The organism is Salinivibrio kushneri (assembly GCF_005280275.1).
In the GTDB taxonomy this organism is placed as follows: domain Bacteria; phylum Pseudomonadota; class Gammaproteobacteria; order Enterobacterales; family Vibrionaceae; genus Salinivibrio; species Salinivibrio kushneri.
The window spans coordinates 1998754-2021497 of record NZ_CP040021.1; the positions used below are offsets into that span (position 1 = coordinate 1998754).

Sequence of the window (22744 nt, forward strand, 5' to 3'; positions counted from 1 at the left end):
CAACGTATTCAAGGTTGCGCACACCTCGCTCGCTGCTAGTATAAGTCGCTTACTGCAACGCGAAATGGATCTGCCTAAATGAGCCAACAGTTTCAGCTTTTACGCGAGCGACGTTTTTTGCCTTATTTTATTACCCAGGCATTAGGCGCGTTTAACGATAACGTCTATAAGAATGTGTTGGTGATCATGGTCGCGTTCGCCTCGGCCGATCAACTGCCGATGGATGCTACGCTGTTTATCAACGCCGCTGCTGGCTTGTTTATTCTGCCTTTTTTCCTATTTTCTGCCTTTGCGGGCGAGCTTGCGGACAAATACGACAAAGCGCTGATCATGCGGCGGGTGAAGTGGTTGGAAGTGGTGATCATGTCAAGTGCCGCTATCGCGCTGTATTTCCACGCTTGGAATGTGTTACTCGGCTTACTGTTTTTGATGGGCACCCAATCGGCTTTTTTTGGCCCGGTGAAATACGCATTACTGCCACAAACGCTCAATGACAAAGAGCTTGTTTCAGGCAATGCCTTGGTGGAAACCGGCACCTTCTTATCGATTCTGCTCGGTACCTTGCTGGCGGGCTTTATTGCCCATCACCCTGACTCTAACCTGATCTCAGGGATAGCTGTATTAAGTTTTGCGTTGCTTGGCGTCATGTCTGCCCATGCCATCCCACCTGCGCCTGCCGGGAACCCTGGGCTCAATTTACGTTACCGGCCCGTTGCTTTAATGCGACAAACGCTGCGTTTCGCGCGTAAAGACAAGGTCACCTTGCAAGCGATACTCGGGATCAGCTGGTTTTGGTTTCTAGGTGCCAGCTATTTAACCCAGTTTCCCAAATTCACCGCCTCGATCGGTGGCGGTGAAATCGGCGTGTCGTTTCTGCTCACCTTATTTTCTGTCGGCATCGCTGTGGGCGCATTGCTGTGCGATAAGCTTTCTGGCCATCGTATCGAGCCCGGCATTGTCCCCTTGGGCAGTTTAGGATTAACCGGCTTTGGCTTACATTTGTTTTTTGCCACGCCAGCCGATCCAACGCTCCACACCAGCCTGCTTGCTTTTATCACTGATCCAGCTCTGACCTGGGTATTTATCGACCTATTGATGATTGGCGTGTGTGGCGGGATTTTTATTGTGCCGCTGTATAGCCTGATGCAACAACGCGCCGATAAAGCCGCACGTGCGCGTGTGATTGCCGCCAACAATATTTTCAATGCCTTATTTATGGTGGGCAGTGCGATACTCGGTATCACCCTCTTGGTGGTGGTGGAGTTATCTATCGCGGAATTCTTCTTGGTCTTGGCGGTGCTCAACTTCTTGGTGGCTATCTATGTCAGCAAGCTGGTCCCCATTTTCGCCTTGCGCTTTTTTACCTGGATGGTCACCCATACCTTGTATCGGGTAAAACACCAAGACTTACACCATATTCCTGAAAAAGGCGGTGCCTTACTGATTTGTAACCATGTCAGCTATATGGATGCGCTCTTATTAGCCGGCGCGTGTCACCGTCCTATCCGTTTTGTGATGTTTGAAGATTTGTATCAATTACCGGTGCTGCATTGGTTTTTCCGAACGTCAAAAGTGATCCCCATTAGCCATCGGGGCCGCACGATCCGGGCCGCCATGAACGAGATTCAAAAGGCGCTTGATAATGGCGAAGTGGTACTGATTTTCCCGGAAGGGCATCTCAGCTATGACGGCGAAATCGACCAGTTCCGCCGCGGGATGGATATGATTTTGCAACGCTCGCCGGTGCCTGTGGTACCGATGGCGTTACAAGGCCTGTGGGGCAGCTACTTTAGCCGTCATGGCGGGAAAGCCATGTTAAAACTGCCCAAGCGTTTTTGGTCTAAAGTCACGGTCGTCGCCGGTCCAGCCGTTGAGCCTGAGCAGGCGACTTCAGAGCATATGCGCAATCAAGTCATTCGTCTACGCGCTGATCGGCCTTAGTCTATCGCTTGGCGTTGCGCCCATTGGGTTAATAGCGCTCGAGACGGTTTAATTCCCGCCTCGGGCGACAAAGATGGCCAAGGTAAAAACGCGACCGGGCGTTGATAAGCGGGCAAGCGCCGACAATAGTCAGCCAGCTGCTGGGCGTTGAAGTGGCCCCGACTCTGGATAATCGCCAACGGGCGCGCCCCGAATTCGCGATCGTCAATTGGAACGACCATGGCCTGACGGATCTCGGCACACTGTTGCAAATGTGCCTCAATCACCTCGGGCTGAACGTTCTCCCCACCGCAGATAAATTGATTATCCTTCCGCCCGACGATGCTCAGTGTCGGCGGCTGAACGTCCGTACACCAGCTGGCTAAATCACGCGAAGCCAGTCCTGTAGAAGCATCAATTGGATGCAGGGCACCCGCTTGCCAAACCCCTAAAGCTAACGTCTCCCCGCGATGGATTACCTCACCGTCATCCGCCACCATCAGATCGCGATAAGGCAAGATAGTGCCCACGTCATCCTGTCCATCGGCTCGCTTTAAGGTGACCGTCGATGCCGTTTCCGTCATCCCATACCCACACCAACAGCTTATCCCTTGTTGTTCTGCCTGCTCCGTCAGTGCACTGGAAATCGCAGCACCACCAAGCAACACGTGAGATAAGGTGCACGTGTCTAGGCATTGTCTCAGTACGGGCAACACGCGATAGAGCTGCGTGGGCACTAAAGAGGCGTGGCTAACATGTGTGAGCGCCGATGCCATGCTTTCCCCGCGGCATGGATAGATAGCCAGCTGAGCACCTTTATACAGCCAGCGCCATACAATGGCTAAGCCGGAGATATGAAATAGTGGCAAAGACAAGAGCCAACGATCGACGCGGTTTTCTAGAGCGGTCATCTTATCCGCCAAGCCCAAAAAAGGCAGCATTTGGGTTAAACCGGCAGCACTGGCGAGATGCTGATGAGCCGCGTGAGCAATCACCTTAGGCGTACCGGTTGACCCCGAGGTTAAAGTTAACGTCAGAGGCCGATCAGGTTGCCAATGGCTCATCGTTGGCAGCACATTGACATCCGGTTCACGCGAGCGGTCAGGCAAAAATTGATAGACACCAAGTTGACTCAGCACTGTGGCTTGCACCTCGTCACTTAAAGCTTGATTCAATACTAGCGTTTTTTTTCCTGCCTGCCATGCCGCGAGCATCCCCACGATCAGCGCCCTTTGCGACAATGCGCTGTCGAGCACCACAATGGGCGCCTCACCCAGTCGCGCTTGCTGGCCATCCACGAGAGCGGTGAGTTCACCCCATGTAAGTGCCATCTCGCTATCAATGGCTTTCGCGTTCGGTGCCATGGCCGCCCAGTGCTGCCATGGCCACGTATCAAACCCAAACATGCCCTCACTCACAAGGTGTTTATCCACACGAGTGGTTGATCGTGGAGTGGGATCAAGGGCTGCGATGCCCCTGGCCAGGTGCGATCGAGTTGATGCTGATAAATCCCCAATGTATCGAGTCCTGGCACAGTACCCGGGGTTAACCAATTTGCCAACCGAGACAATTGCGTTAAGCCCAAACTGGTCTCCAATGCCGAGCTAATCACCGCCGTTTTCCCTAGCGCGTGCGCCCGGCTCACCCATTGTTCAATGGTGGCCAGATCGCCGAGCAAACTAGGCTTAATCACCCAAGCAGATGCCAAATCGTGTTCAAGCAACGCACTGTCACGGCTATCTGTTAAGCTTTCGTCCCACGCCAAAGGAAAGCCTAAGGCCTGCGCTTGGACGAGCGACTGGTGAGGATCGGGGCAAGGCTCTTCAATCCAGTGAATTCGCGCTTGGTGTGCTTCACTCAGGCCGTTCCAAAAACTGGCAAGTTGCTCGGGCTGCCAGCGACGATTCGCATCAAGACGCAACCTCAAGTCCGGTAATGCCTCTAACAAGGTCGCGATCATTAACCGATCGCGGGCGACCTCATAGTCCCCCACTTTGATTTTTGCCTCATAAGGCTGACCCGCCGGTTGTTGTCCCAGCGTCATTAACAGCGCATCCGGATCCCCTGTGCACACAGGCACATGACGAAACCCTGACTGAGTGGGCAAATATTTATCTAACTCGGCTTGCGCAATGCTTAATCCCCATGCCACCGAAGGCGGCAGTTGTGGCATGGCAATATTACGATGATCACACCAAACCGCGGTGGCAGCAATTAACGCATGACGTGCCTCGGCGAAGGTTTCTTGGCTAAAGCCGGGTAATGGCGCAATTTCTCCCCAGCCACGTTGTGCCCCCTCGCTTAATTCAACCACCAAGCCCTCTCGCTCCGTTAACGGCTGATCACGGACAAATAAACCGGCATTGACTGGCAAGGTGTAGTGATAGATCCGTGCCTGTCTCATAGTGACCTCTATGGATTACGTGGGAAACGATCAAATTCAGGGCGGCGTTTTTCATTAAAGGCATTGCGCCCTTCTTGCCCTTCATCGGTCATGTAAAACATCATGGTGGCATTACCGGCGAGTTCTTGCAGCCCCGCCTGCCCATCGCAGTCTGCATTCAACGCCGCTTTTAAGCAGCGCAGCGCCATGGGACTGTGTTGGAGCACTTCCCGGCACCAACGCACTGTCTCTCGCTCAAGCTCATCCAGTGGCACGACTGTGTTCACTAATCCCATGTCTACGGCTTCTTGCGCATTGTAGAAACGGCACAAGAACCAGATTTCACGGGCTTTTTTCTGGCCCACAATCCGCGCCATATAAGAGGCTCCCCAGCCGCCGTCAAAGCTGCCGACCTTGGGACCTGTTTGGCCAAATTGGGCGTTGTCGGCGGCGATGGTTAAATCGCACATCATATGCAGCACATGGCCACCGCCGACGGCATAGCCTGCAACAGCGGCGATGACGGGTTTAGGACAGGTGCGGATCTGACGCTGAAAGTCCAACACATTCAAATGATGCGTGCCTTCATCATCTTGATAACCGCCGTAGTCACCCCGCACGGACTGATCGCCGCCAGAGCAAAACGCCTTCTCTCCCAACCCGGTGAGAATAATCACGCCCACTCGGCTGTCATAGCGCGCATCAGCCAAGGCTTGCATCATTTCTTTTACCGTTTGCGGCCGGAATGCATTGCGCACCTGGGGCCGATTAATCGTGATCCGAGCGATGCCGTCGGCAGATTTATGGTACAGGATATCGCTAAACGTATGCTCGGTGGGTACCCACTCAATCGGCGCGTAAAGCTCTTGTTCGGTGATCCCTGGCGTGACAGCCATAGTGTCTCCCTTTTCTCGGTTGCTTGGGACAAGGCCCGTCATAAAGATAAAAAAGTCAAGCGAGTGCGTGACTTTGCGTCAGTACCTGCACAAACCTATCTGGGTTTTCAACATGGCTGTTGTGCCCCGCCCCTTCTATCGGCGTGGCGGGGATCCCTGTGTGTTGCCATAGTGAGTGTGCAAGTGAGGTAAATTTGTTGTCGTGCTCTCCACAAAGGTAGTCAATGACGACGCCTTGTCGAAAGGCTTCACCCAACCCCGCGCGTAAATTCGCCTGGCGACCCAAGGAGGTCGCCATCAGCATTTTCGCCACAGCAGGGCCATGATTATCACGACGCGCCGCGATAAGGTCGGCCCACTGCCCATCGGTCAGTGAATGAAAAACCGGTTGTCGATACCATTCAGCTAATACCTCATCGATAGCTTGATGCGCGAAGCGTTCCGCCCACTGGCTATCCTGTACCAGCCGCTTGCGCCGTTGGTGGCTGTCCGTCAACCCAGGATGACCCGCTTCCAAGAAGACCGCGTGCCAGAGACTAGGTTGAGTGCAGACAAGATGCATAGCAAGACGCGCGCCGAGCGAGTATCCCACCAGGCATGCTCTTTGGTGCCCCCATACCTGATGGCACGTTTGCCGTATTGCTGCCACAGTCGTGGTAAAGTCAACGGCTTGACAGCTCAAGCTGCCACCATGACCGGGCAGATCAATACACAGCCAATGACAATGGTGCATTTTATCGGTCACCGTGCGCCAGTCTGCTCCGCTACCTAAAAACCCATGGAGAAACACCACTTTCTTTCCATGCCGATCGCCGCCTTGCTGGTAACTAAGCATATGTCCCCCTGGCGGCCATGGCAGCTAAGCACTCGCTGAGTACCTGTCCCGCTTCTCCGGCTGGCGTCACCACCTCAATCACATCAGCACCAGGGGTAGTGAGCGCCTGATTCACGCTTACCACGAGATCATCTGGGGTCGCGGGTTGATGGAAACCCAAAGAGAATTGCGCCGCGATATGTTCAAACCCGAGGTCATGCGGCATCCGGTAGTAGGTATCACACAGGGTTTGATCAACCGGCAGCGCATCAAAAATACCACCGCCATTGTTATTCAAGATAAGGATGGCGGCTGGCGCGGATGTCTCTCGCCATAATGCAAAACTATTAAGATCGTAAAGGGCACTGGTATCACCCAACACCACTAACATAGGTTGAGCGCGGTATCGCTGCACCCCAGCGGCACAGGCCAGTAAACCATCAATGCCAGACGCGCCGCGATTAGCAAACACCCGATGGCCGGAAAGATCAGACCATATATCGGCTAAGCGGATCGCTAGGCTATTACCGATAAAAATATCTGCCCACTTGGGAAGCAAAGCAGGGAGCTGTTGAAACACGCTATGTTCCGATAATGCCGTGTGGGACAAGGTTGTGGCAGCTTGCTGCATCTGATGCTTGGCTTCTCGTATCAACGTCTGCTGCCATGTCTTGACGCTATCAATACCCTCTCCAGGTGCAGAGTACGTGTTAGCCACTGACTCAGCCAACGCCTGGAGCCAAGGCAACCAATGAGGGGGCGGCACAACAAATTGCTCTAAAGACTGATGGTTAGGATCAAGCGCTTGCGTGTGTTCGCTGATCAGCCAGTAGTGAGCTTGCGTTTGCGCCAGCCATTGGCCTAGGCGTTTAGACACCAACCGCCCACCGAGCTGAATCACCCATTGGGCTTGGTTCAATTGCTGGAAAAGATCGGGGTGGTTAAGCCAGAGATCGTAGCCTGGCGCGCTGCTCGCCACCCCTGACTGCGGATCGGCCAAGATAATGGCATGAAGCGCACTCGCTAACCGCTCCACGGCCTCGGACAGCCCCGCCGGCACGGCACCAAGTACAATCACTGTTCGCGGGCTCCCACTAGACGGCCTCAACCAAGGCGACCATTCAGACATCGCACAACAGCGAGCTTGATGATAGCGGGTATAACACTGGCCGCTTTGCCACCAGTGGGCAACAGACTCGCGAAGCTTTTTCTCCTCTGTTTCATCGCGTTCGCCATAAAAAGGCTCACGAAACGGACAGTTAATATGGACGCTCCCCCTTGCTCAGCCTGACGTGCAAGTAGCTGATCCACTTTGGTGAGTAACGCCGGCAAAGGGATCTCAGCAGTCGGCGCCGGAAGCGCCAATTCAGCGGTCACATGAGAAGAAAACAGGCCTGATTGGGTAATCGCTTGGTTCGCGCCACAATCCATCAATTCAAACGGGCGGTCAGCAGAAAGAATCACTAACGGTTCACCGGTTAAGCCACTCTCTACCACGGCAGGCAACAAGTTTGCCACCGCGGTGCCTGAGGTCACAATCACCGCGACAGGCTCACGGGCACTCTTTGCCAAGCCAAGGGCAAGGTAACCCAGCCCGCGCTCATCAAAATGACGGTGGATTGTCACCGGACGTTGGGGGTGTTGACTTTGTTTCACCGCGGCCAACGTCAAGGGTGTGGAACGTGAACCGGGCGCGATGCAAATATGCCTAACGCCTAGGCGCGATAGCTCTTCTATCATCACCTCTGCCCAAGTGTGTGTGAGAGAAAGCGACATTAGCAGGCTCCGAGTCTGATGGCGTCTTTTTCCGGCATCGTGCAAGCAGGCAAACACTGACGGAGAGTCGTGAGCTTATTGTCCAACTCCTCCCACTCAGCGTCCGGATCCGACCCAGGGACAATCCCGGCGCCGGCGTATAGATCCACGGTATTCTCGGTCACTTGGGCACTGCGTATCGCCACACAAAACTGGCTTTCACGCTGAGACAGATAACCGACTGCACCGCTATAACGGCCACGTGCGATGCCTTGCTCGGCTAAAAAGGTGCGCGCGTTTTCACGCGGCAACCCGGCCACCGCGGCGGTGGGCTGTAAGGCACTGAGCAACACAGCATCATCGACACCAGGTCCGATGATGGCACTGATACGACGACGTAAATGCTGAAGATGGCGAAGCACAATCAGATGCGGCTCAGGGTCAACCGTGATGGTTAACGCATGACGGCGTAGTCCGGCGAAAATATCATCCACCACCAGCTGATTCTCGTGCACGTTTTTGGTGTCGCGCAATAACCACTCACCAAGGCGGTGATCGTCACTAAAGCTTGCGCCACGACGTACCGTCCCTGCCACCGCTTCTGTGGTGACACGACAATCGCGACGACGGTATAGCCGCTCCGGAGTTGAGCCAACAAAAGCGTCATCAGGGCCGGTAGCAAAAAGGAAGTGAAAACTCTCGACGTTATGCTGCTGGCTATGCTGTAACAGCTGGCCGGCACTGATCGGTGCATTGAGCGAGAGACGCGTTTGACGCGCCAGCACCACTTTTTGTAGTGCGGTCTGCTCCATGTGTGTCAACGCACAACGGACAGATTGACACCATTGAGCGCGGCTGGGCGTATGTGTTTCCTCACGGACGACGGCATGTTGTGCCGCCAAAGGACGGCCTTGCCAAATGATCTGATTCAATAAAGCTTGACTGTCGCACGCTTCAGTGAGGTTAACGCTCAGGTGCCACTGTTGATCGCGCCTAATTAGCTCCACCACCGGTAAGAAAAAATCACCATAACCGGGCGCATCATCAAAGGCCACACAGCCCCAAATGCGCTGGTCAGGCAACAGACTGGCTTGAGCCGCTGACAACTGAGAAAACTGGCGGCCAGCGCCCAGTACCAATACCTCTTCACGACCATCGCGTGATTGCCAGTAGGTTTTCGGGTAAACAGGCTGTGCATCCAACCAAGCAACGGGCGATAAATCACCTGGCCAAGTAAACGCCATGGTCAGTTGAACAGGCGCTTGACTGATCGCTACTTGGCTTTGTAAATGATTAGCCGCTTGAATCAAGGTAGTCACGACATCCTCCAACCGCTTAAGCGGCAGTGCTCTTTGCAAGTCAATCCGTACTCTTTTTATGTAGCACGTTATTCTTGCTTGTCAGTCTACCTGTGAGCGTCTTTTACAAATATGCGCTAGATCAGTTATCTGTCAAACTTGGTCGATTTTTTTGTTCCATTGGTGGCAGTAAAACTTTATCCGCCTAAGTCTTTCGAATTGGCAAACAAATAGTGTAAGTTATCAAAAAAGCCTAATAACAATTTTCACCTTTTTATTTACAGGAACGTTAATGCAAACCATTGGAATGTCCGCCAAGCTGGATGATGTCTGCTACGACATTCGCGGTCCAGTCATGAAAGAAGCGAAACGCCTCGAAGAAGAGGGACACCGCATTCTTAAGCTGAATATCGGTAACCCCGCTCCGTTTGGCTTTGATGCCCCTGATGAAATCTTGGTGGATGTGATCCGCAATCTTCCGACCTCGCAAGGATATTGCGATTCAAAAGGGCTCTATTCCGCCCGTAAAGCGGTGGTGCAGCACTACCAAAAACGCGGTTTGATGGACTTAGACGTGGAAGACGTCTATTTGGGCAACGGCGCCTCCGAGCTTATCGTGATGGCCATGCAAGCGCTGCTTAACAATGGCGACGAGTTACTGGTGCCCTCACCCGACTATCCACTCTGGACGGCAGCAGCGTCTTTATCAGGGGGCAAGCCTGTCCATTACCTTTGCGATGAGGAGTCGGACTGGTATCCAGACTTAGAGGATATCAAACGTAAGATCACGCCCAGCACCCGGGGGATTGTCCTGATTAATCCCAATAATCCGACAGGGGCGGTCTATAGCCGCGACTTTTTATTGCAAGTGGTGGAGATCGCGCGCCAGCATAACCTGATCATTTTTGCCGACGAAATCTACGATAAAATTCTCTATGATGGCGCGCAACATTACTCCATCGCCACCTTGGCGCCGGATGTATTGTGCCTGACCTTCAACGGTTTATCTAAAGCCTACCGAGTTTGCGGCTTTCGTGCTGGCTGGATGCTGGTAACCGGCCCCAAACAACACGCGCGCGGGTACATTGAAGGCCTTGAAATGCTGGCATCAATGCGACTTTGTGCCAATGTGCCCATGCAACATGCGATTCAAACCGCGCTAGGGGGGTACCAGAGCATCAATGAGCTTATCTTACCCGGCGGTCGATTGCTGGAGCAGCGCGACAAAGCCTACGAGCTTATCAACCAAATTCCAGGGGTGAGCTGTAAAAAGCCGAAAGGCGCGCTCTATCTCTTCCCGAAAATCGACACTAAGCGGTATAACATCCATAACGATGAAAAGTTGATGCTCGACTTTTTACTCCAAGAGAAAGTGCTTATGGTGCATGGTACGGGGTTTAATTGGCATCAACCCGATCATTTCCGGCTTGTAACCCTCCCCCGTGTGGATGACTTGGAGATGGCGATTAGTCGCTTTGAACGCTTTCTGAGCGGGTACAGCCAAAAAGCCTGATCACGCAAAGCCATTGATAACGCAAGTACGTGCGACACGGCTTGCGTTATGTTATTGATCGCCATATTCCATTTCTAGCGCCCTGATTCGTATGTCTCGATACTGCTCTCGCTGCCATAAAGCCCACGCCATTTGCATTTGCGATGCCATTACCAAGATTGATAACCCCAATCCAGTGATCCTGCTTCAGCACCCTGATGAAGTCTCACACCCTAAGAACAGTGCTTGTCTGCTGAGCCTTTCGCTACAACATTGCGTTACCTTAGTCGGAGAAGATTTTAGCCAGCATCCCCAACTGAATGGGTTGTTGGCGGATCCAGACATCAATTATGTCGTGCTCTACCCCGGTGAAAACGCACTGCCACTCAGTGAGATGATGGCCGAAGGGGCGAGTGCCAAACAAGGGATTATTCTACTGGATGGGACCTGGAAGAAAGCCTATAAAATGTATCAGTTGTCGACCAATTTACAGGCACTTCCGAGTGTCAGTATTGCCGCAAAGATGCCCAGCCACTATCAGATTCGTAAAAGTCGAAAGCCAGGGGCGCTTTCCACGCTCGAGGCCGGATACATAGCGCTGAGTCAGTTGGAGGATAATGCCAAACGCTACCAGCCTTTGCTCGATAGCTTCGACACCATGATTGCACGCCAACTCGCTTTTTTACCCAATGCGAGTCAACGCCGCGACTGAGTAAGCGACTTGCTTATACCGAGGGCGTTATAATCCACGTCCTCGCTCTGCCCATGGCTAACGAATCGCGTATAGCGGGCCATTGCTGGCGGCGGTGAACATGGTGCTGTGAAGCTTTTGCGCAAAGCTATCAGTCATCGACGACAGGTAATCAGCAATCACCCGCATCCCTGATTCTCCCCGCTCTCTGGCGGCCAGCCAATCGCGTCGATAGTCGGTTGGCAACAAACGCTCGGGATCAGACGCAAAGGCATCAAACAGCTCCATCACCAACTGCTGGCCTTTGTACTCCACCACCTGAAGCTCTGGCTGTTTGACCACAAACTCACTGACAAAGCGCTTTAGCACCTCCAAAACACCGGCCATGACCTCAGTCAAATAGGCATTCCACGCCAATAGCGGCGAGGTAAAACTATGGGTGCCATCTTGATTGCTCGGCGCCACTTCCACCGAGGTCAATAAGGTATTCACCAAGGCACCAATGGCGTCTTTACGCTCGTACGGTGGGCCAAACATTTGCTCGCTCAACTCGCCAATGTTGGCCTCTAGCCAAGGGTCACCGCATTCTGCCAAATGACTGGCGACCGCCTCTTGCCATTGCTCTCGGGTCACCAAGCCCATCACGATGGCATCTTCCAAGTCATGGACGCCATAAGCGATGTCATCGGCCAGCTCCATAATAGAGCAATCGAGAGATTTATAGCGTGTTTTGCGGTGTTGGTCGGCGGCCGTGTGATCACGAAACGTTAAAAATAACGCGCGATCCGCTTCATTAAGCGGCGCAAGCACCCAATCTCGCCGCGCTTTATCATCATCATAAATGCCCTTAGCAGGTTGCCACTCCCGCGCTTTAAGATGGCGAAAGTCATTAACCGGCGCAGGCTGATTGCCATTGTGAGCGGCACTGATCAACGCAGGGTACTTCATCACTCCCAGTAAGGTGCGACGCGCCAAGTTCATCCCGTGAGCTTGTGTATAGGGCTCAAGCAGCGTAACAATGCGAAAAGTTTGCGCATTGCCCTCAAAACCACCGTCATCGCGCATCATGTAATTCAGTGCGATTTCACCGCCATGACCATAAGGCGGATGGCCGATATCGTGAGCCAAACAGAGGCTTTCCATCAAACCCGTCGATGGCAGCAGAGGGCGAAATGCGGGTTGTTTCTCTTTGAGCTGCGCGACAATACCGGTACCAATTTGCGAGACCTCAAGTGAATGGGTTAACCGAGTCCGATAAAAGTCGCTGTGCTCGGCACCGAGCACCTGGGTTTTAGCTTGCAAGCGTCGAAAGGCCGCTGAGTGCAGAATTCGCGCACGATCGCGCTGATAGGCCGTGCGCTTATCATGACGACGCTTTTTTTTCTCATTCGCCATCTGGCGAGTTTGCCAGGCGTCAGACAGGTCAAAATCCATCATCACTGATCTCATCCAACGAGAGTGTAAAACTATCCACAAAGGTAGCCATAAAGTAATCGCTCGCCGGGGAGCGCCTTTTTTCTAACGAGGCTTCCAGCCGCTTCTTCGCTTGCTCAAACTCATGGTTCCCCGCGGCAATTTCTTCTAGGCACTTTAAATACGCACATAAGGTGTCGGCTTGTTTAACCAGCTGGTAATCATCCGGCGCGATGTGATCTGAGTCTATCAGCCCGCTATATTCCTCTTGCAACTCAGGCGGCAACATCGCGATAAGCTTCTTCTCAGCCATTTTCTCTATTTTTTTATACTCCCCCGCAATCGAAGGGTTGAAGTACTTGACTGGGGTAGGCAAGTCACCGGTGATCACTTCGCTGCAATCATGGAACATCGCCAATACCGCAACACGCTCGGGTTGATAGTGGCCATTAAAGCGTTTGTTATTGATTAACGCTAGCGCATGCGCCACAAAGGCAACTTGTAAGCTATGTTCAGAGATATTTTCGGCGGAAACATTGCGCATCAGAGGCCAACGATAAATCAGCTTCATTCGCGCAAGGTGGGCAAAAAAGTGGCTTTGTTTTTGAGTCATCGCATCCTGCTACCATGCTACACATCGCTGTCATTGTGTGCATTCAGGCCAACAGACACAAGTATTATTCGCGCAAAGCGGCAAACACCACTTTGCGCGAGTCTGGTTACACTTTGATGCGATCACGGTTTTTGTCCAGCGTTGCGGTGCCAATACCTTTGACCTCCATCAGAGCATCTGGCGAGCTAAATTCACCATTGGCTTGGCGATACTCAATAATGGCTTTGGCTTTCGCCGGACCAATCCCCGAGAGCTGCTCTGATAACTGCTGCTCACTCGCCGTATTGATGTTAACGGAAAGACGCTCAACTTGCTCAGTTGCTTGCGAGGTGTTTTCATCCGCGCTCCATGCGACCGGGGCGGTGATTAACGCCATGGTGAATAACAGACAGGATAAAAGGTGTTTCATGGTTGACTCCTTGTAAAAATGTCCACCTTACCCTAAGTTCGCGCACGCCTATTTGCATGTCAGTGATAAAAGAAAAACGACGCAGGACAAAATCCTAGCGCCGTTTCTATTGCTTAAGCGAATGGGATGCGAGAGATCTCACTCTCTCGTCGCCGTCTCACTTATTGTGCATCTGACTCCGCGTAAGTCACATCGACGTCTTCACGCAATGCTTGTAAGGTCGCAGACAATGACGTATTACTCATCGCGCGTTGAACACGCGCCGCCATTTGACTTTGCGGGCTGATAGCCGGCACCTCAGGGGTCACCACCTTGTCCAGTGCGACAACCACTACGTCACCTTGGCGGTTTTGTGTGACGCCATAACTCGCCGTCTCTGATTCAGGCTGTGGCAGAGAAAACGCCAGTTCCGCGACGGCTTGTTGTTGCGACACACGGTTAAGTGTCATCGGTGCGCTAAAGGTGTAATCGCTTTCCGTTAACTCACCGCTTTCTTCGAGCTGGGCGATCAAGTCTCCAGCCGTTTCTTTCGCCTGCTCTTGCCCTTTCTCGGCAGCAAGCGTTTCGCGAACTTGCTCTTTCACGTCAGCAAAGCTGAGCTGCTTTTCCGGCTTCACATCATCAAGACGCACGACAATGGCATGCTCACCAGACAATTCAATCAACTCTGAGTTGAGCCCGTTTTCACGAACATCATAGCTGTCAAGCGCTTGCTGGATTTGAGGGCGAGCCATCAAGCCAGTCGCCGCGTCTAACGCAAAGTAATCAGTATACTGCACCTTGCCATTCACCGCGTCAGCCGCTGGCTCCAAACCGTTCGCTTCTTCAAACGCGACTTCCGCCAGTGTGGTAGACTGCGCGTAGAAACGATCCGCCGCACGCGCTTGTTGCAATTCGCTACGAATATCGTCTTTTACCTCTGCAAGCGGAGTGACATCCGCCGGATCAATATCATCTAAACGGATAATATGATAACCAAAGTCAGATTGAACCAGCCCAGAGATATCGCCTTTCTCTGGCAACGCATACGCCGCTTTCTCGAACGCCGGATCCATCACACCAGGTTCAATCCAATCCAGTGACCCACCCTGCTCAGCACTGAAGGTGTCATCAGACATTTCCTTTGCCAGCGCGGAAAATGCGTCGCCTTGATTCAGACGCTCTAACGCTTGCTGGGCTTTGGCTTTGGCCTCATCACCTGTTCCTTCAATTAGGATGTGGCTAACTTTACGACGTTCTTGTGAGCCATACTGAGACTGGTTCTCTTGGTAATAGGTCGCGATTGCGTCATCCGAGATCTGAACCTCATTAGCCAGTCCCTCTCCCGTTAGCTCTACATAAGCGACTTTGACCATGCGAGGCTGGATATAATCTTCTCGGTGAGCTTGATAGTATGCTTCTAGCTCATCGTCCGTGAGCGTTACCTGCTCCGCAAAATCATCTACCGGGAGCGTGATGGTGCGCACTTGCCGACTCTGTGCTTCTAGGCGATACAGGCTTTCCAGCTCACTCGGTAACACAAACCCCGAACTTTGTAAGCCATTTACCAGTTGCTGACGCATTAAATCCGTACGCATGTAATTGGCAAACTCATCGGCACTCATGCCCGTTTGCCGCAGAGCGGCCTGGTAGCGGTCGTTATTAAACTGCCCGCCTTGACGGAACTGTGGCATCGCACGGATCGCGGCTTTGACTTGTGCATCACTCACACGCAGGCCAAGGTCGCTGGCTGCCTGCTCTAACAGCAAGTCATTGATCATTCGATCTAAGATGTTTTGACGAAAACGCTTCACATACTCTGGGTTACCCAGCAGTTGATTAAACTGCTCTCCCGCCTGTTGCTGCATACGAGCACGTTCGTTTTGATAAGCTCGATCGAGCTCTGCACGGCTGATTTCTTTCTCGCCGACGGTTGCAGCGGGCGGGTTGGAACCGCCTGCCAGATAGCTGCCGACACCGGCAAAAGCAAAGGAAAAGATAATAAGGCTTAAAATGATCTTCACCGCAAGACTATTGGTGCCTTCGCGTATACGTTCCATCATAACTGGCCGGTACTCCAACTGGTTTGGGCTGGTTGGTTTTCAACTAAAAAGGCGCATCATGTGATGCGCCTTTACGCTCTTGTGTGCAGAATTATACGCGGTTGTTACTGGCTTTGCAGCTCCAACGCCCCGTCAAACGCGAATAATTCGGCAGCGAGTCACGTGATTATTACTCGTTAACGGCGTCTTTTAACGCTTTACCCGCTTTAAAGCCAGGTACTTTGGCCGCTGCGATATCAATTTCAGCGCCAGTCTGCGGGTTACGGCCCTTGCGTGCGGCGCGTTCGCGTACAGAGAAGGTGCCAAAGCCCACTAGCGCGACTTGGTCGCCTGACTTCAATGTGTCAGACACCGCCTCGACGAAGGCATCCAATGCACGGTTTGCTGAGGCCTTAGAAATATCCGCACCTTCTGCAATATGATCAATCAGTTCCGACTTATTCACTTTTTCATCCCCTTAGATTACATCTCCGCAAACCTATCAATGTTGCGGTGTTCAATAACAGACGCTTTGTCGACGAAAGACGTTGAAAGCGCGCTTGCCCGCCCCATGCAGGCAATGCGTCAGAGCAACGTTAGCGAGCAAAAAAAACGCTGACAAGCCTTTTACTGCCTGTCAGCGTTTTACGTTGCTTAATTTTGCTGCATGTCACTCTTTTCGGCGTTAACCAGCTCAATACCGAGTGGGTTATTCTCTAACGCAATGGTTAAAACCTCATCAATCCAGCGCACTGGATGGATAGATAAATCCTCTTTGACGTTAGCAGGAATGTCCTCCAGATCGCGCTCGTTCTCTTTTGGAATGACAACGGTTTTGATCCCCCCACGACGCGCAGCCAATAGTTTTTCTTTCAAGCCACCAATCGGGAGCACTTCACCACGTAAGGTGATCTCGCCGGTCATTGCCACATCGGAACGCACGGAGTTACCGGTTAAGCTTGAAACTAACGCGGTACACATCGCGATACCTGCGCTCGGTCCGTCTTTCGGGGTAGCGCCTTCAGGGACGTGGACATGAATATCACGCTTCTCGTAAAAGTCGCTATTGATACCCAGTTTGTCAGCACGGCTACGCACCACGGTCATCGCCGCTTGCACCGACTCTTGCATCACATCGCCCAGCGAGCCTGTGTGCGTCAGTTTGCCTTTACCTGGCATCGCTTCGGTCTCGATAGTGAGCAAGTCGCCACCCACTTCAGTCCAAGCAAGCCCAGTTACTTGACCCACGCGATTTTGCTCATCCGCTTTACCGTAATCAAAGCGGCGGACGCCTAAGTAATCTGGCAAGTTCTCATCCGTCACCGTCACTTGCTTAAGTTCGCTATTAAGCAGGATTTCTTTTACCGTCTTGCGGCATAGCTTAGAAATCTCTCGCTCAAGGCTACGTACGCCCGCTTCGCGTGTGTAGTAACGAATAATGCCGATGATTGCCGAGTCTTCAATGGTGATCTCATGCGCTTTCAAGCCATTGCGCGCCACTTGCTTGTCAATCAAATGCTGTTTAGCAATGTTGAGCTTCTCGTCCTCGGTGTAACCTGAAAGCCGGATCACTTCCATCCGATCCAGCAGCGGGCCGGGGATATTCATCGAGTTAGACGTCGCCACGAACATCACATCCGAGAGATCATAGTCGACCTCTAGATAATGGTCGTTAAACGCGTTGTTTTGCTCAGGATCGAGCACTTCAAGTAACGCTGATGATGGATCGCCGCGCATGTCAGACGATACTTTATCGATTTCATCGAGTAGGAACAGCGGGTTACGGACGCCCACTTTGGACATCTTCTGGATAAGCTTGCCGGGTAATGAGCCGATGTAGGTCCGGCGATGACCACGGATTTCCGCTTCATCACGCACGCCACCCAAGGCCATACGGGTATATTTACGCCCGGTGGCACGCGCAATAGACTGCCCTAGCGAGGTTTTACCCACCCCTGGCGGTCCCACTAAGCAAAGAATCGGGCCTTTCAGCTTCTTCATCCGGTTCTGTACCGCGAGGTATTCCAAGATGCGGTCTTTGACACGCTCAAGCCCGTAGTGATCAGCGTTCAATACTTCTTCCGCCCGGGCTAAGTTTTTCTTCACTTTTGAGCGCTTCGCCCATGGCACACTAATCATCCAATCGATATAGCTACGTACCACAGTCGCTTCCGCTGACATCGGAGACATCATTTTCAGCTTTTGCAGTTCTTGCTCGGTTTTTTCCCGTGCCTCCTGCGGCATTTTTGACTCTTCGATTTTTTGCTTCAGCGCTTCAAACTCATCCGGCGCATCATCCAGCTCACCCAGCTCTTTCTGAATGGCTTTCATTTGCTCATTGAGATAGTACTCGCGCTGGCTCTTTTCCATTTGCTTTTTAACGCGGCCACGAATGCGCTTCTCAACCTGAAGCAAGTCAATCTCAGACTCCATCATGGTCATCAGGTATTCAAGACGCTCGGAAATATCAACGATTTCCAACACATTTTGCTTGTCTTCAAGCTTAAGCGGCATATGGGCAGCAATGGTATCAGCGAGACGCGCCGCCTCTTCAATACCATTTAAGGATGTCAGTACTTCTGGCGGGATCTTCTTGTTGAGCTTGATAAAGCCTTCAAACTGGCTGATCGCCGTGCGAACCAACACTTCTTGCTCACGCTCATCCAAGCTTGGCGTGGTCAAATACTCGGCCTGCGCAGTGAAGAAATCATCTTCACTAAACTGCTCGATGCGCGCACGCTGCATCCCTTCAACCAGCACTTTCACCGTGCCATCTGGAAGTTTAAGAAGCTGGAGAATGGTTGCCACCGTACCAACGGTGTATAAATCTGAGATACTTGGATCATCAGTGGCGGCATCTTTTTGCGCAACCAGTAGAATCTGTTTGTCGTTGTCCATCGCCGCTTCAAGGCAGCGTATCGACTTTTCCCTTCCCACAAAAAGCGGGATCACCATGTGAGGATAAACCACCACATCCCGAAGTGGCAGCACCGGAATGTCAATGCGCTCGGAACGCTCCAAGTTCATATGCTTCTCTCTTCCGTTCAATCTGATTATGAGTATATGGGGTCTGTTGGACAGGTTTCAACGGCTCAACCGTCAGAAAATAAAAAAGGGAGTTGTCACTCCCTTTTTCTATATCACTGATAACCTTATGTAACGATATTATTCGCCACCCGCCGCTTGGTTATCCGTGTGTTCATACATCAGTAGAGGTGCAGATTCACCTCGGATCACTGAATCGTCAATCACCACTTTGCTCACGTCTTTCATTGACGGTAAGTCGTACATGGTATCCAACAACACAGCTTCGACAATCGAGCGCAGGCCACGTGCACCTGTTTTACGCTCCATCGCTTTTTTAGCGATAGCACGCAGTGCGTCGTCCCGGAACTCAAGCTCGACACCGTCTAGCTCAAGCAAGGCACCATACTGCTTCGTGAGTGCGTTCTTAGGTTCACGTAGAATTTGCACCAAGGCGTCTTCATCGAGCTCTCTCAACACCGCGGTGACGGGCAGACGCCCGATAAATTCAGGGATCAGACCGTATTTCACCATGTCTTCAGGCTCAACTTTGCCAAAGAACTCGTCAGCTGAACGATCCGTGGCACCTTTGACCTGTGCACCAAAGCCAATGCCAGAGCCTGTGTCGACACGTTGCTCCACCACTTTATCGAGGCCCGCAAACGCACCGCCACAGATGAACAGGATTTTCGACGTGTCTACTTGCAAAAATTCCTGCTGTGGATGCTTACGTCCTCCCTGAGGAGGAATCGAGGCGACTGTTCCTTCTACCAATTTAAGCAGTGCTTGTTGCACCCCTTCCCCAGAAACGTCTCGGGTAATAGACGGGTTGTCGGATTTACGAGAGACCTTGTCAATCTCATCGATATAGACGATTCCACGCTCCGCTTTGGCGACATCGTAATCGCACTTTTGCAACAGCTTCTGGATAATGTTTTCTACGTCTTCACCCACATAACCGGCCTCGGTCAATGTGGTGGCGTCTGCCATGGTAAATGGCACATCCAAAAAGCGCGCAAGCGTTTCGGCCAGCAGTGTTTTACCACTACCGGTAGGGCCGATCAGCAAGATGTTACTCTTGCCCAGCTCCACGCCATCTGCGCTTTTGTCACCGTTTCGCAAGCGTTTGTAGTGGTTGTATACTGCAACCGAGAGCACTTTTTTCGCTTGCTCTTGACCAATGACATAATCGTCAAGGTGTGCACGAATTTCACTCGGCGCGGGCAAGGTATCTCCCTCGCGCTTCGGCATCACTTCTTTGATTTCTTCGCGGATAATGTCATTACACAGGTCAACACACTCATCACATATGTAGACCGATGGCCCGGCAATTAACTTACGAACTTCGTGTTGGCTCTTACCACAGAATGAGCAGTAAAGCAGCTTTCCGCTTCCACCGTCTTTTCGCTTGTCTGTCATTCGCTAACCTCTTTGGGGCATTTGCCCGTCGTTGCCTTATGTTGAGTTTACAACAAATCGGCCACTTTTTCCGACCCAACCACTGACAAGCTTTGCACTTGTTCACGCAGCTTGCTTGATTTCAACGCCCTAAGGCATGTTGGGTTTAGTCTCGTTGACTTAATACGGCGTCAACCAAGCCATAGTCCACCGCTTCTTGCGCCGCCATGAAGTTATCACGGTCGGTGTCACGCTCAATCACTTCCATCGGCTGGCCTGTATGCTCAGCTAACAAGGTGTTGAGGCGGTGCTTGGTTTTGATCATTTCTTGGGCATGAATTTCAATGTCAGACGCCTGGCCTTGGAAGCCTCCTAGCGGCTGGTGAATCATCACCCGTGAATTCGGTAGGCAATACCGTTTGCCTTTCGCCCCCCCTGCCAACAGGAACGACCCCATTGAGCAGGCTTGGCCAGTACACAGAGTGCTCACATCTGGTTTAATAAACTGCATGGTGTCATAAATCGCCATCCCCGCCGTGACCACACCACCTGGTGAGTTGATGTACAAATAAATGTCTTTTTCTGGATTCTCTGACTCTAAGAACAGCATCTGCGCCACAATCAAATTTGCCATTTGATCTTCCACTTGCCCAGTGAGGAAGATGATGCGTTCTTTAAGCAGGCGAGAGTATATATCGTAAGAGCGCTCGCCGCGCGAGGTTTGTTCCACCACCATAGGGACAAGGGCGTCCATAATTGGCGGCATGGCATTATTGTGTTGTTGGCTCATAGCGTAATATCCCTAATCGAATTCGTTATAACTCTTGCCTTAACCAAGGTTTAGCACAAAACGCTGTAACAGGTCACTAAAATCTTAAATCGATGAACGCAGCTTAATGATCCAACAAGATTTTTTGTGGCTAAAACGTCTCGCACTCTCAACGGCTAAGCGGCCCGTATAGCGACTCAGTAGATGGAAAAAATGGCCCAAATGACAAGTCATTAGGGCCATTGTAAGCAAATCCATTTACGCAGTGTCAATGCGACACAAACGTTTTTTAACCTTGATTAAGCTTGCTGCGAAGCGTTCATCAAGTCACTAAAGCCGACTTCAGCTTCGGTGACAGTGGCTTTTGCCAGCAGTGCATCAATCGCTTGCTCTTCTAGCGCGACGTTACGCATGTTTTCCATCAGCTTCTCGTCTTTCTCATAGTAAGCGACAACTTCTGATGGATCTTCATACGCCGATGCCATTTCTTCGATCAGTGCTTTAACGCGCTCATCATCCGCTTCAAGCTCTTCCGACTTGATCACTTCACCAAGCAGCAGGCCAACGCTTACACGGCGTTTGGCTTGCTCTTCAAATAGCTCACGGGGTAGCTGAGACGCGCTGTCCATGTTGCCACCAAAGCGCTGTGCCGCTTGCTGGCGCAAGGTGCCAATTTCTTGCTCAATCAGCGCAGACGGTACATCGATTTGGTTTTGCTCAACCAAGCCGTCTAGTACCTGCTCTTTGACCTTGTTTTTGATCGCTTGCTTTAGCTCGCGATCCATGTTTTTACGCACTTCTGCTTTCAGGCCTTCTACGCTGCCATCAGCAATGCCAAAGCGCTGTACGAACTCTTCAGTCAGCTCAGGCAGCTCTTGTTCTTCCACTGTATGCAGTTTAATCGCGAACTGTGCTGCTTTACCTTTTAGGTTCTCAGCGTGGTAGTCGTCTGGGAAGTTCACATCGATAGTGAATTCTTCACCCGCTTTTTTACCCACTAGGCCGTCTTCAAAGCCTGGGATCATACGACCTTGGCCCATTTCTAGTTGGAAGCCTTCAGCTTTACCGCCTTCAAACTCTTCACCGTCGATGGTACCCACAAAGTCCAAGGTGACACGGCTGTTCTCTTTCGCTTCACCGTCTGCTTCTACCCAGCTTGCTTGTTGCTTGCGTAGCGTATCAAGCATTTCATCCACATCGCTTTCCTGCACTTCGGCTTTTGGCTTTTCAACGCTAATCGCGTCTAGACCTTGCAGCTCCACTTCTGGGTACACTTCAAAGTCAGCTTTAAAGACCAAATCTTGACCCGCTTCGTTTTCAACGGGTGTAAAGCTTGGCGCCCCTGCTGGGTTCACTTTTTCTTGGATCATCGCTTCAATGAAGTGACGCTGCATCACTTCGCCCAGCACGTCTTGGCGTACTGTGTCACCGTACATGCGTGACACCATCTTCAATGGAACTTTACCTTTACGGAAACCATCAAAACGACGATTCTTAGCGATATTGCGTAGCTCTTTAGTGACTGCATCATCGATGTTGGCAGCAGGCACTGTGATGGTCATTTGGCGCTTAAGGCCTTCGGTGGTTTCAACGGTAACTTGCATTATAAATTTAACCTCAAATTTACTCAGGGGTACTGAGTGATGTTTACCAGTTTTACTGGTGGCATCATCTGAGCTATGAATCCGTCATAGCCCCTGCGAATCCGGATACACGCGATTGGCGTATCGAGCTATCTCATCCGAGACTGAAAATTAAGACGCGCTATTATAGCGGCACCCGTCAACTGAGTCGAGACAAGGGGCGACCGATGGCGTTTCAATATCGAAATTGGGGTGATATCTCACA

18 protein-coding genes and 1 pseudogene are annotated in these 22744 nt (G+C 51.9%); 3 read left to right on the plus strand and 16 right to left on the minus strand.

What is annotated here, in order from left to right; translation table 11 throughout:
• Positions 1-78 precede the first annotated feature (78 nt).
• Positions 79-1941, plus strand: coding sequence for an MFS transporter (locus FCN78_RS09355; protein WP_077659610.1), 1863 nt, complete (start codon positions 79-81; stop codon positions 1939-1941).
• On the opposite strand, the gene FCN78_RS09360 is transcribed toward FCN78_RS09355, so the two are convergent.
• From FCN78_RS09360 to FCN78_RS09390, 7 genes and pseudogenes are all read right to left on the minus strand, one after another.
• Positions 1938-3353 carry an AMP-binding protein gene (locus FCN78_RS09360; RefSeq protein WP_131825573.1) on the minus strand — a complete coding sequence of 472 codons (1416 nt, stop codon included), beginning with the start codon at positions 3351-3353 and terminating at the stop codon, positions 1938-1940. The genes FCN78_RS09355 and FCN78_RS09360 overlap by 4 nt on opposite strands.
• A complete protein-coding gene (gene menC, locus FCN78_RS09365; protein WP_077650382.1) occupies positions 3335-4324 on the minus strand; it encodes an o-succinylbenzoate synthase in 990 nt (329 codons plus the stop codon). The genes FCN78_RS09360 and menC overlap by 19 nt, the downstream gene beginning before the upstream one ends.
• 8 nt (positions 4325-4332) lie before the next feature.
• On the minus strand, positions 4333-5199 hold the full coding sequence (gene menB / locus FCN78_RS09370) for a 1,4-dihydroxy-2-naphthoyl-CoA synthase (protein WP_069362044.1): 867 nt from the start codon (positions 5197-5199) through the stop codon (positions 4333-4335).
• Between the two features lie 55 nt (positions 5200-5254).
• On the minus strand, positions 5255-6034 hold the full coding sequence (menH, locus tag FCN78_RS09375; RefSeq protein ID WP_077659608.1) for a 2-succinyl-6-hydroxy-2,4-cyclohexadiene-1-carboxylate synthase: 780 nt from the start codon (positions 6032-6034) through the stop codon (positions 5255-5257).
• The gene (locus FCN78_RS09380) at positions 6027-7277 is read right to left on the minus strand and encodes a hypothetical protein (RefSeq protein WP_137317901.1); all 1251 of its coding nucleotides are present in this window, start codon (positions 7275-7277) and stop codon (positions 6027-6029) included. The genes menH and FCN78_RS09380 overlap by 8 nt, the downstream gene beginning before the upstream one ends.
• Positions 7278-7474: 197 nt before the next feature.
• Positions 7475-7789, minus strand: a pseudogene (locus FCN78_RS16025) (thiamine pyrophosphate-binding protein); the annotation flags it as partial.
• Complete coding sequence (locus tag FCN78_RS09390; protein WP_077456314.1) at positions 7789-9087, minus strand: isochorismate synthase; 1299 nt, start codon at positions 9085-9087, stop codon at positions 7789-7791. The gene FCN78_RS09390 and the pseudogene FCN78_RS16025, both read right to left, overlap by 1 nt.
• Before the next feature lie 271 nt (positions 9088-9358).
• On the opposite strand from FCN78_RS09390, the gene FCN78_RS09395 reads away from it, so the two are divergent.
• Both FCN78_RS09395 and FCN78_RS09400 read left to right on the plus strand, forming a co-directional pair.
• Positions 9359-10579: a pyridoxal phosphate-dependent aminotransferase gene (locus FCN78_RS09395; protein ID WP_077456316.1), complete on the plus strand. Its 1221-nt coding sequence runs from the start codon at positions 9359-9361 to the stop codon at positions 10577-10579.
• Between the two features lie 91 nt (positions 10580-10670).
• A complete protein-coding gene (locus FCN78_RS09400) occupies positions 10671-11270 on the plus strand; it encodes a tRNA-uridine aminocarboxypropyltransferase (RefSeq protein ID WP_077659606.1) in 600 nt (199 codons plus the stop codon).
• 57 nt (positions 11271-11327) lie between these two features.
• Here the strand turns inward: FCN78_RS09400 and FCN78_RS09405 are convergent, their stop codons facing one another.
• From FCN78_RS09405 to tig, 9 genes are all read right to left on the minus strand, one after another.
• On the minus strand, positions 11328-12686 hold the full coding sequence (locus FCN78_RS09405; RefSeq protein WP_077521059.1) for an anti-phage deoxyguanosine triphosphatase: 1359 nt from the start codon (positions 12684-12686) through the stop codon (positions 11328-11330).
• Complete coding sequence (yfbR, locus tag FCN78_RS09410; RefSeq protein ID WP_069362051.1) at positions 12673-13275, minus strand: 5'-deoxynucleotidase; 603 nt, start codon at positions 13273-13275, stop codon at positions 12673-12675. The genes FCN78_RS09405 and yfbR overlap by 14 nt, the downstream gene beginning before the upstream one ends.
• A 106-nt stretch (positions 13276-13381) precedes the next feature.
• Complete coding sequence (locus tag FCN78_RS09415) at positions 13382-13684, minus strand: ComEA family DNA-binding protein (protein ID WP_077659605.1); 303 nt, start codon at positions 13682-13684, stop codon at positions 13382-13384.
• 161 nt (positions 13685-13845) lie between these two features.
• Positions 13846-15726 (minus strand): peptidylprolyl isomerase, encoded by a 1881-nt coding sequence (gene ppiD, locus FCN78_RS09420; RefSeq protein WP_077659604.1) that lies wholly within the window; start codon positions 15724-15726, stop codon positions 13846-13848.
• Positions 15727-15895: 169 nt separating this feature from the next.
• A complete protein-coding gene (locus FCN78_RS09425; RefSeq protein WP_046075257.1) occupies positions 15896-16171 on the minus strand; it encodes an HU family DNA-binding protein in 276 nt (91 codons plus the stop codon).
• A 188-nt stretch (positions 16172-16359) separates the two neighbouring features.
• Positions 16360-18732, minus strand: a complete 2373-nt coding sequence (gene lon, locus FCN78_RS09430) for an endopeptidase La (RefSeq protein WP_069362054.1) — start codon at positions 18730-18732, stop codon at positions 16360-16362.
• A 138-nt stretch (positions 18733-18870) separates the two neighbouring features.
• Positions 18871-20148 (minus strand): ATP-dependent protease ATP-binding subunit ClpX, encoded by a 1278-nt coding sequence (gene clpX, locus FCN78_RS09435; protein ID WP_069362055.1) that lies wholly within the window; start codon positions 20146-20148, stop codon positions 18871-18873.
• Positions 20149-20293: 145 nt separating this feature from the next.
• Positions 20294-20917: an ATP-dependent Clp endopeptidase proteolytic subunit ClpP gene (clpP, locus tag FCN78_RS09440; protein WP_046075254.1), complete on the minus strand. Its 624-nt coding sequence runs from the start codon at positions 20915-20917 to the stop codon at positions 20294-20296.
• A gap of 278 nt (positions 20918-21195) precedes the next feature.
• A complete protein-coding gene (gene tig, locus FCN78_RS09445; RefSeq protein WP_069362057.1) occupies positions 21196-22500 on the minus strand; it encodes a trigger factor in 1305 nt (434 codons plus the stop codon).
• Positions 22501-22744 lie beyond the last annotated feature (244 nt).

Excerpts from the sequence above, each read along its gene's own strand:
- tig (WP_069362057.1), bottom strand. The coding sequence starts at position 22,500 with ATGCAAGTTACCGTTGAAACCACCGAAGGCCTTAAGCGCCAAATGACC.
- menB (WP_069362044.1), bottom strand. The coding sequence starts at position 5,199 with ATGGCTGTCACGCCAGGGATCACCGAACAAGAGCTTTACGCGCCGATT.
- clpP (WP_046075254.1), bottom strand. The coding sequence starts at position 20,917 with ATGAGCCAACAACACAATAATGCCATGCCGCCAATTATGGACGCCCTT.
- menC (WP_077650382.1), bottom strand. The coding sequence starts at position 4,324 with ATGAGACAGGCACGGATCTATCACTACACCTTGCCAGTCAATGCCGGT.
- FCN78_RS09355 (WP_077659610.1), top strand. The coding sequence starts at position 79 with ATGAGCCAACAGTTTCAGCTTTTACGCGAGCGACGTTTTTTGCCTTAT.
- FCN78_RS09415 (WP_077659605.1), bottom strand. The coding sequence starts at position 13,684 with ATGAAACACCTTTTATCCTGTCTGTTATTCACCATGGCGTTAATCACC.
- clpX (WP_069362055.1), bottom strand. The coding sequence starts at position 20,148 with ATGACAGACAAGCGAAAAGACGGTGGAAGCGGAAAGCTGCTTTACTGC.
- lon (WP_069362054.1), bottom strand. The coding sequence starts at position 18,732 with ATGAACTTGGAGCGTTCCGAGCGCATTGACATTCCGGTGCTGCCACTT.
- menH (WP_077659608.1), bottom strand. The coding sequence starts at position 6,034 with ATGCTTAGTTACCAGCAAGGCGGCGATCGGCATGGAAAGAAAGTGGTG.
- FCN78_RS09400 (WP_077659606.1), top strand. The coding sequence starts at position 10,671 with ATGTCTCGATACTGCTCTCGCTGCCATAAAGCCCACGCCATTTGCATT.
- yfbR (WP_069362051.1), bottom strand. The coding sequence starts at position 13,275 with ATGACTCAAAAACAAAGCCACTTTTTTGCCCACCTTGCGCGAATGAAG.
- FCN78_RS09395 (WP_077456316.1), top strand. The coding sequence starts at position 9,359 with ATGCAAACCATTGGAATGTCCGCCAAGCTGGATGATGTCTGCTACGAC.
- FCN78_RS09405 (WP_077521059.1), bottom strand. The coding sequence starts at position 12,686 with ATGATGGATTTTGACCTGTCTGACGCCTGGCAAACTCGCCAGATGGCG.
- ppiD (WP_077659604.1), bottom strand. The coding sequence starts at position 15,726 with ATGATGGAACGTATACGCGAAGGCACCAATAGTCTTGCGGTGAAGATC.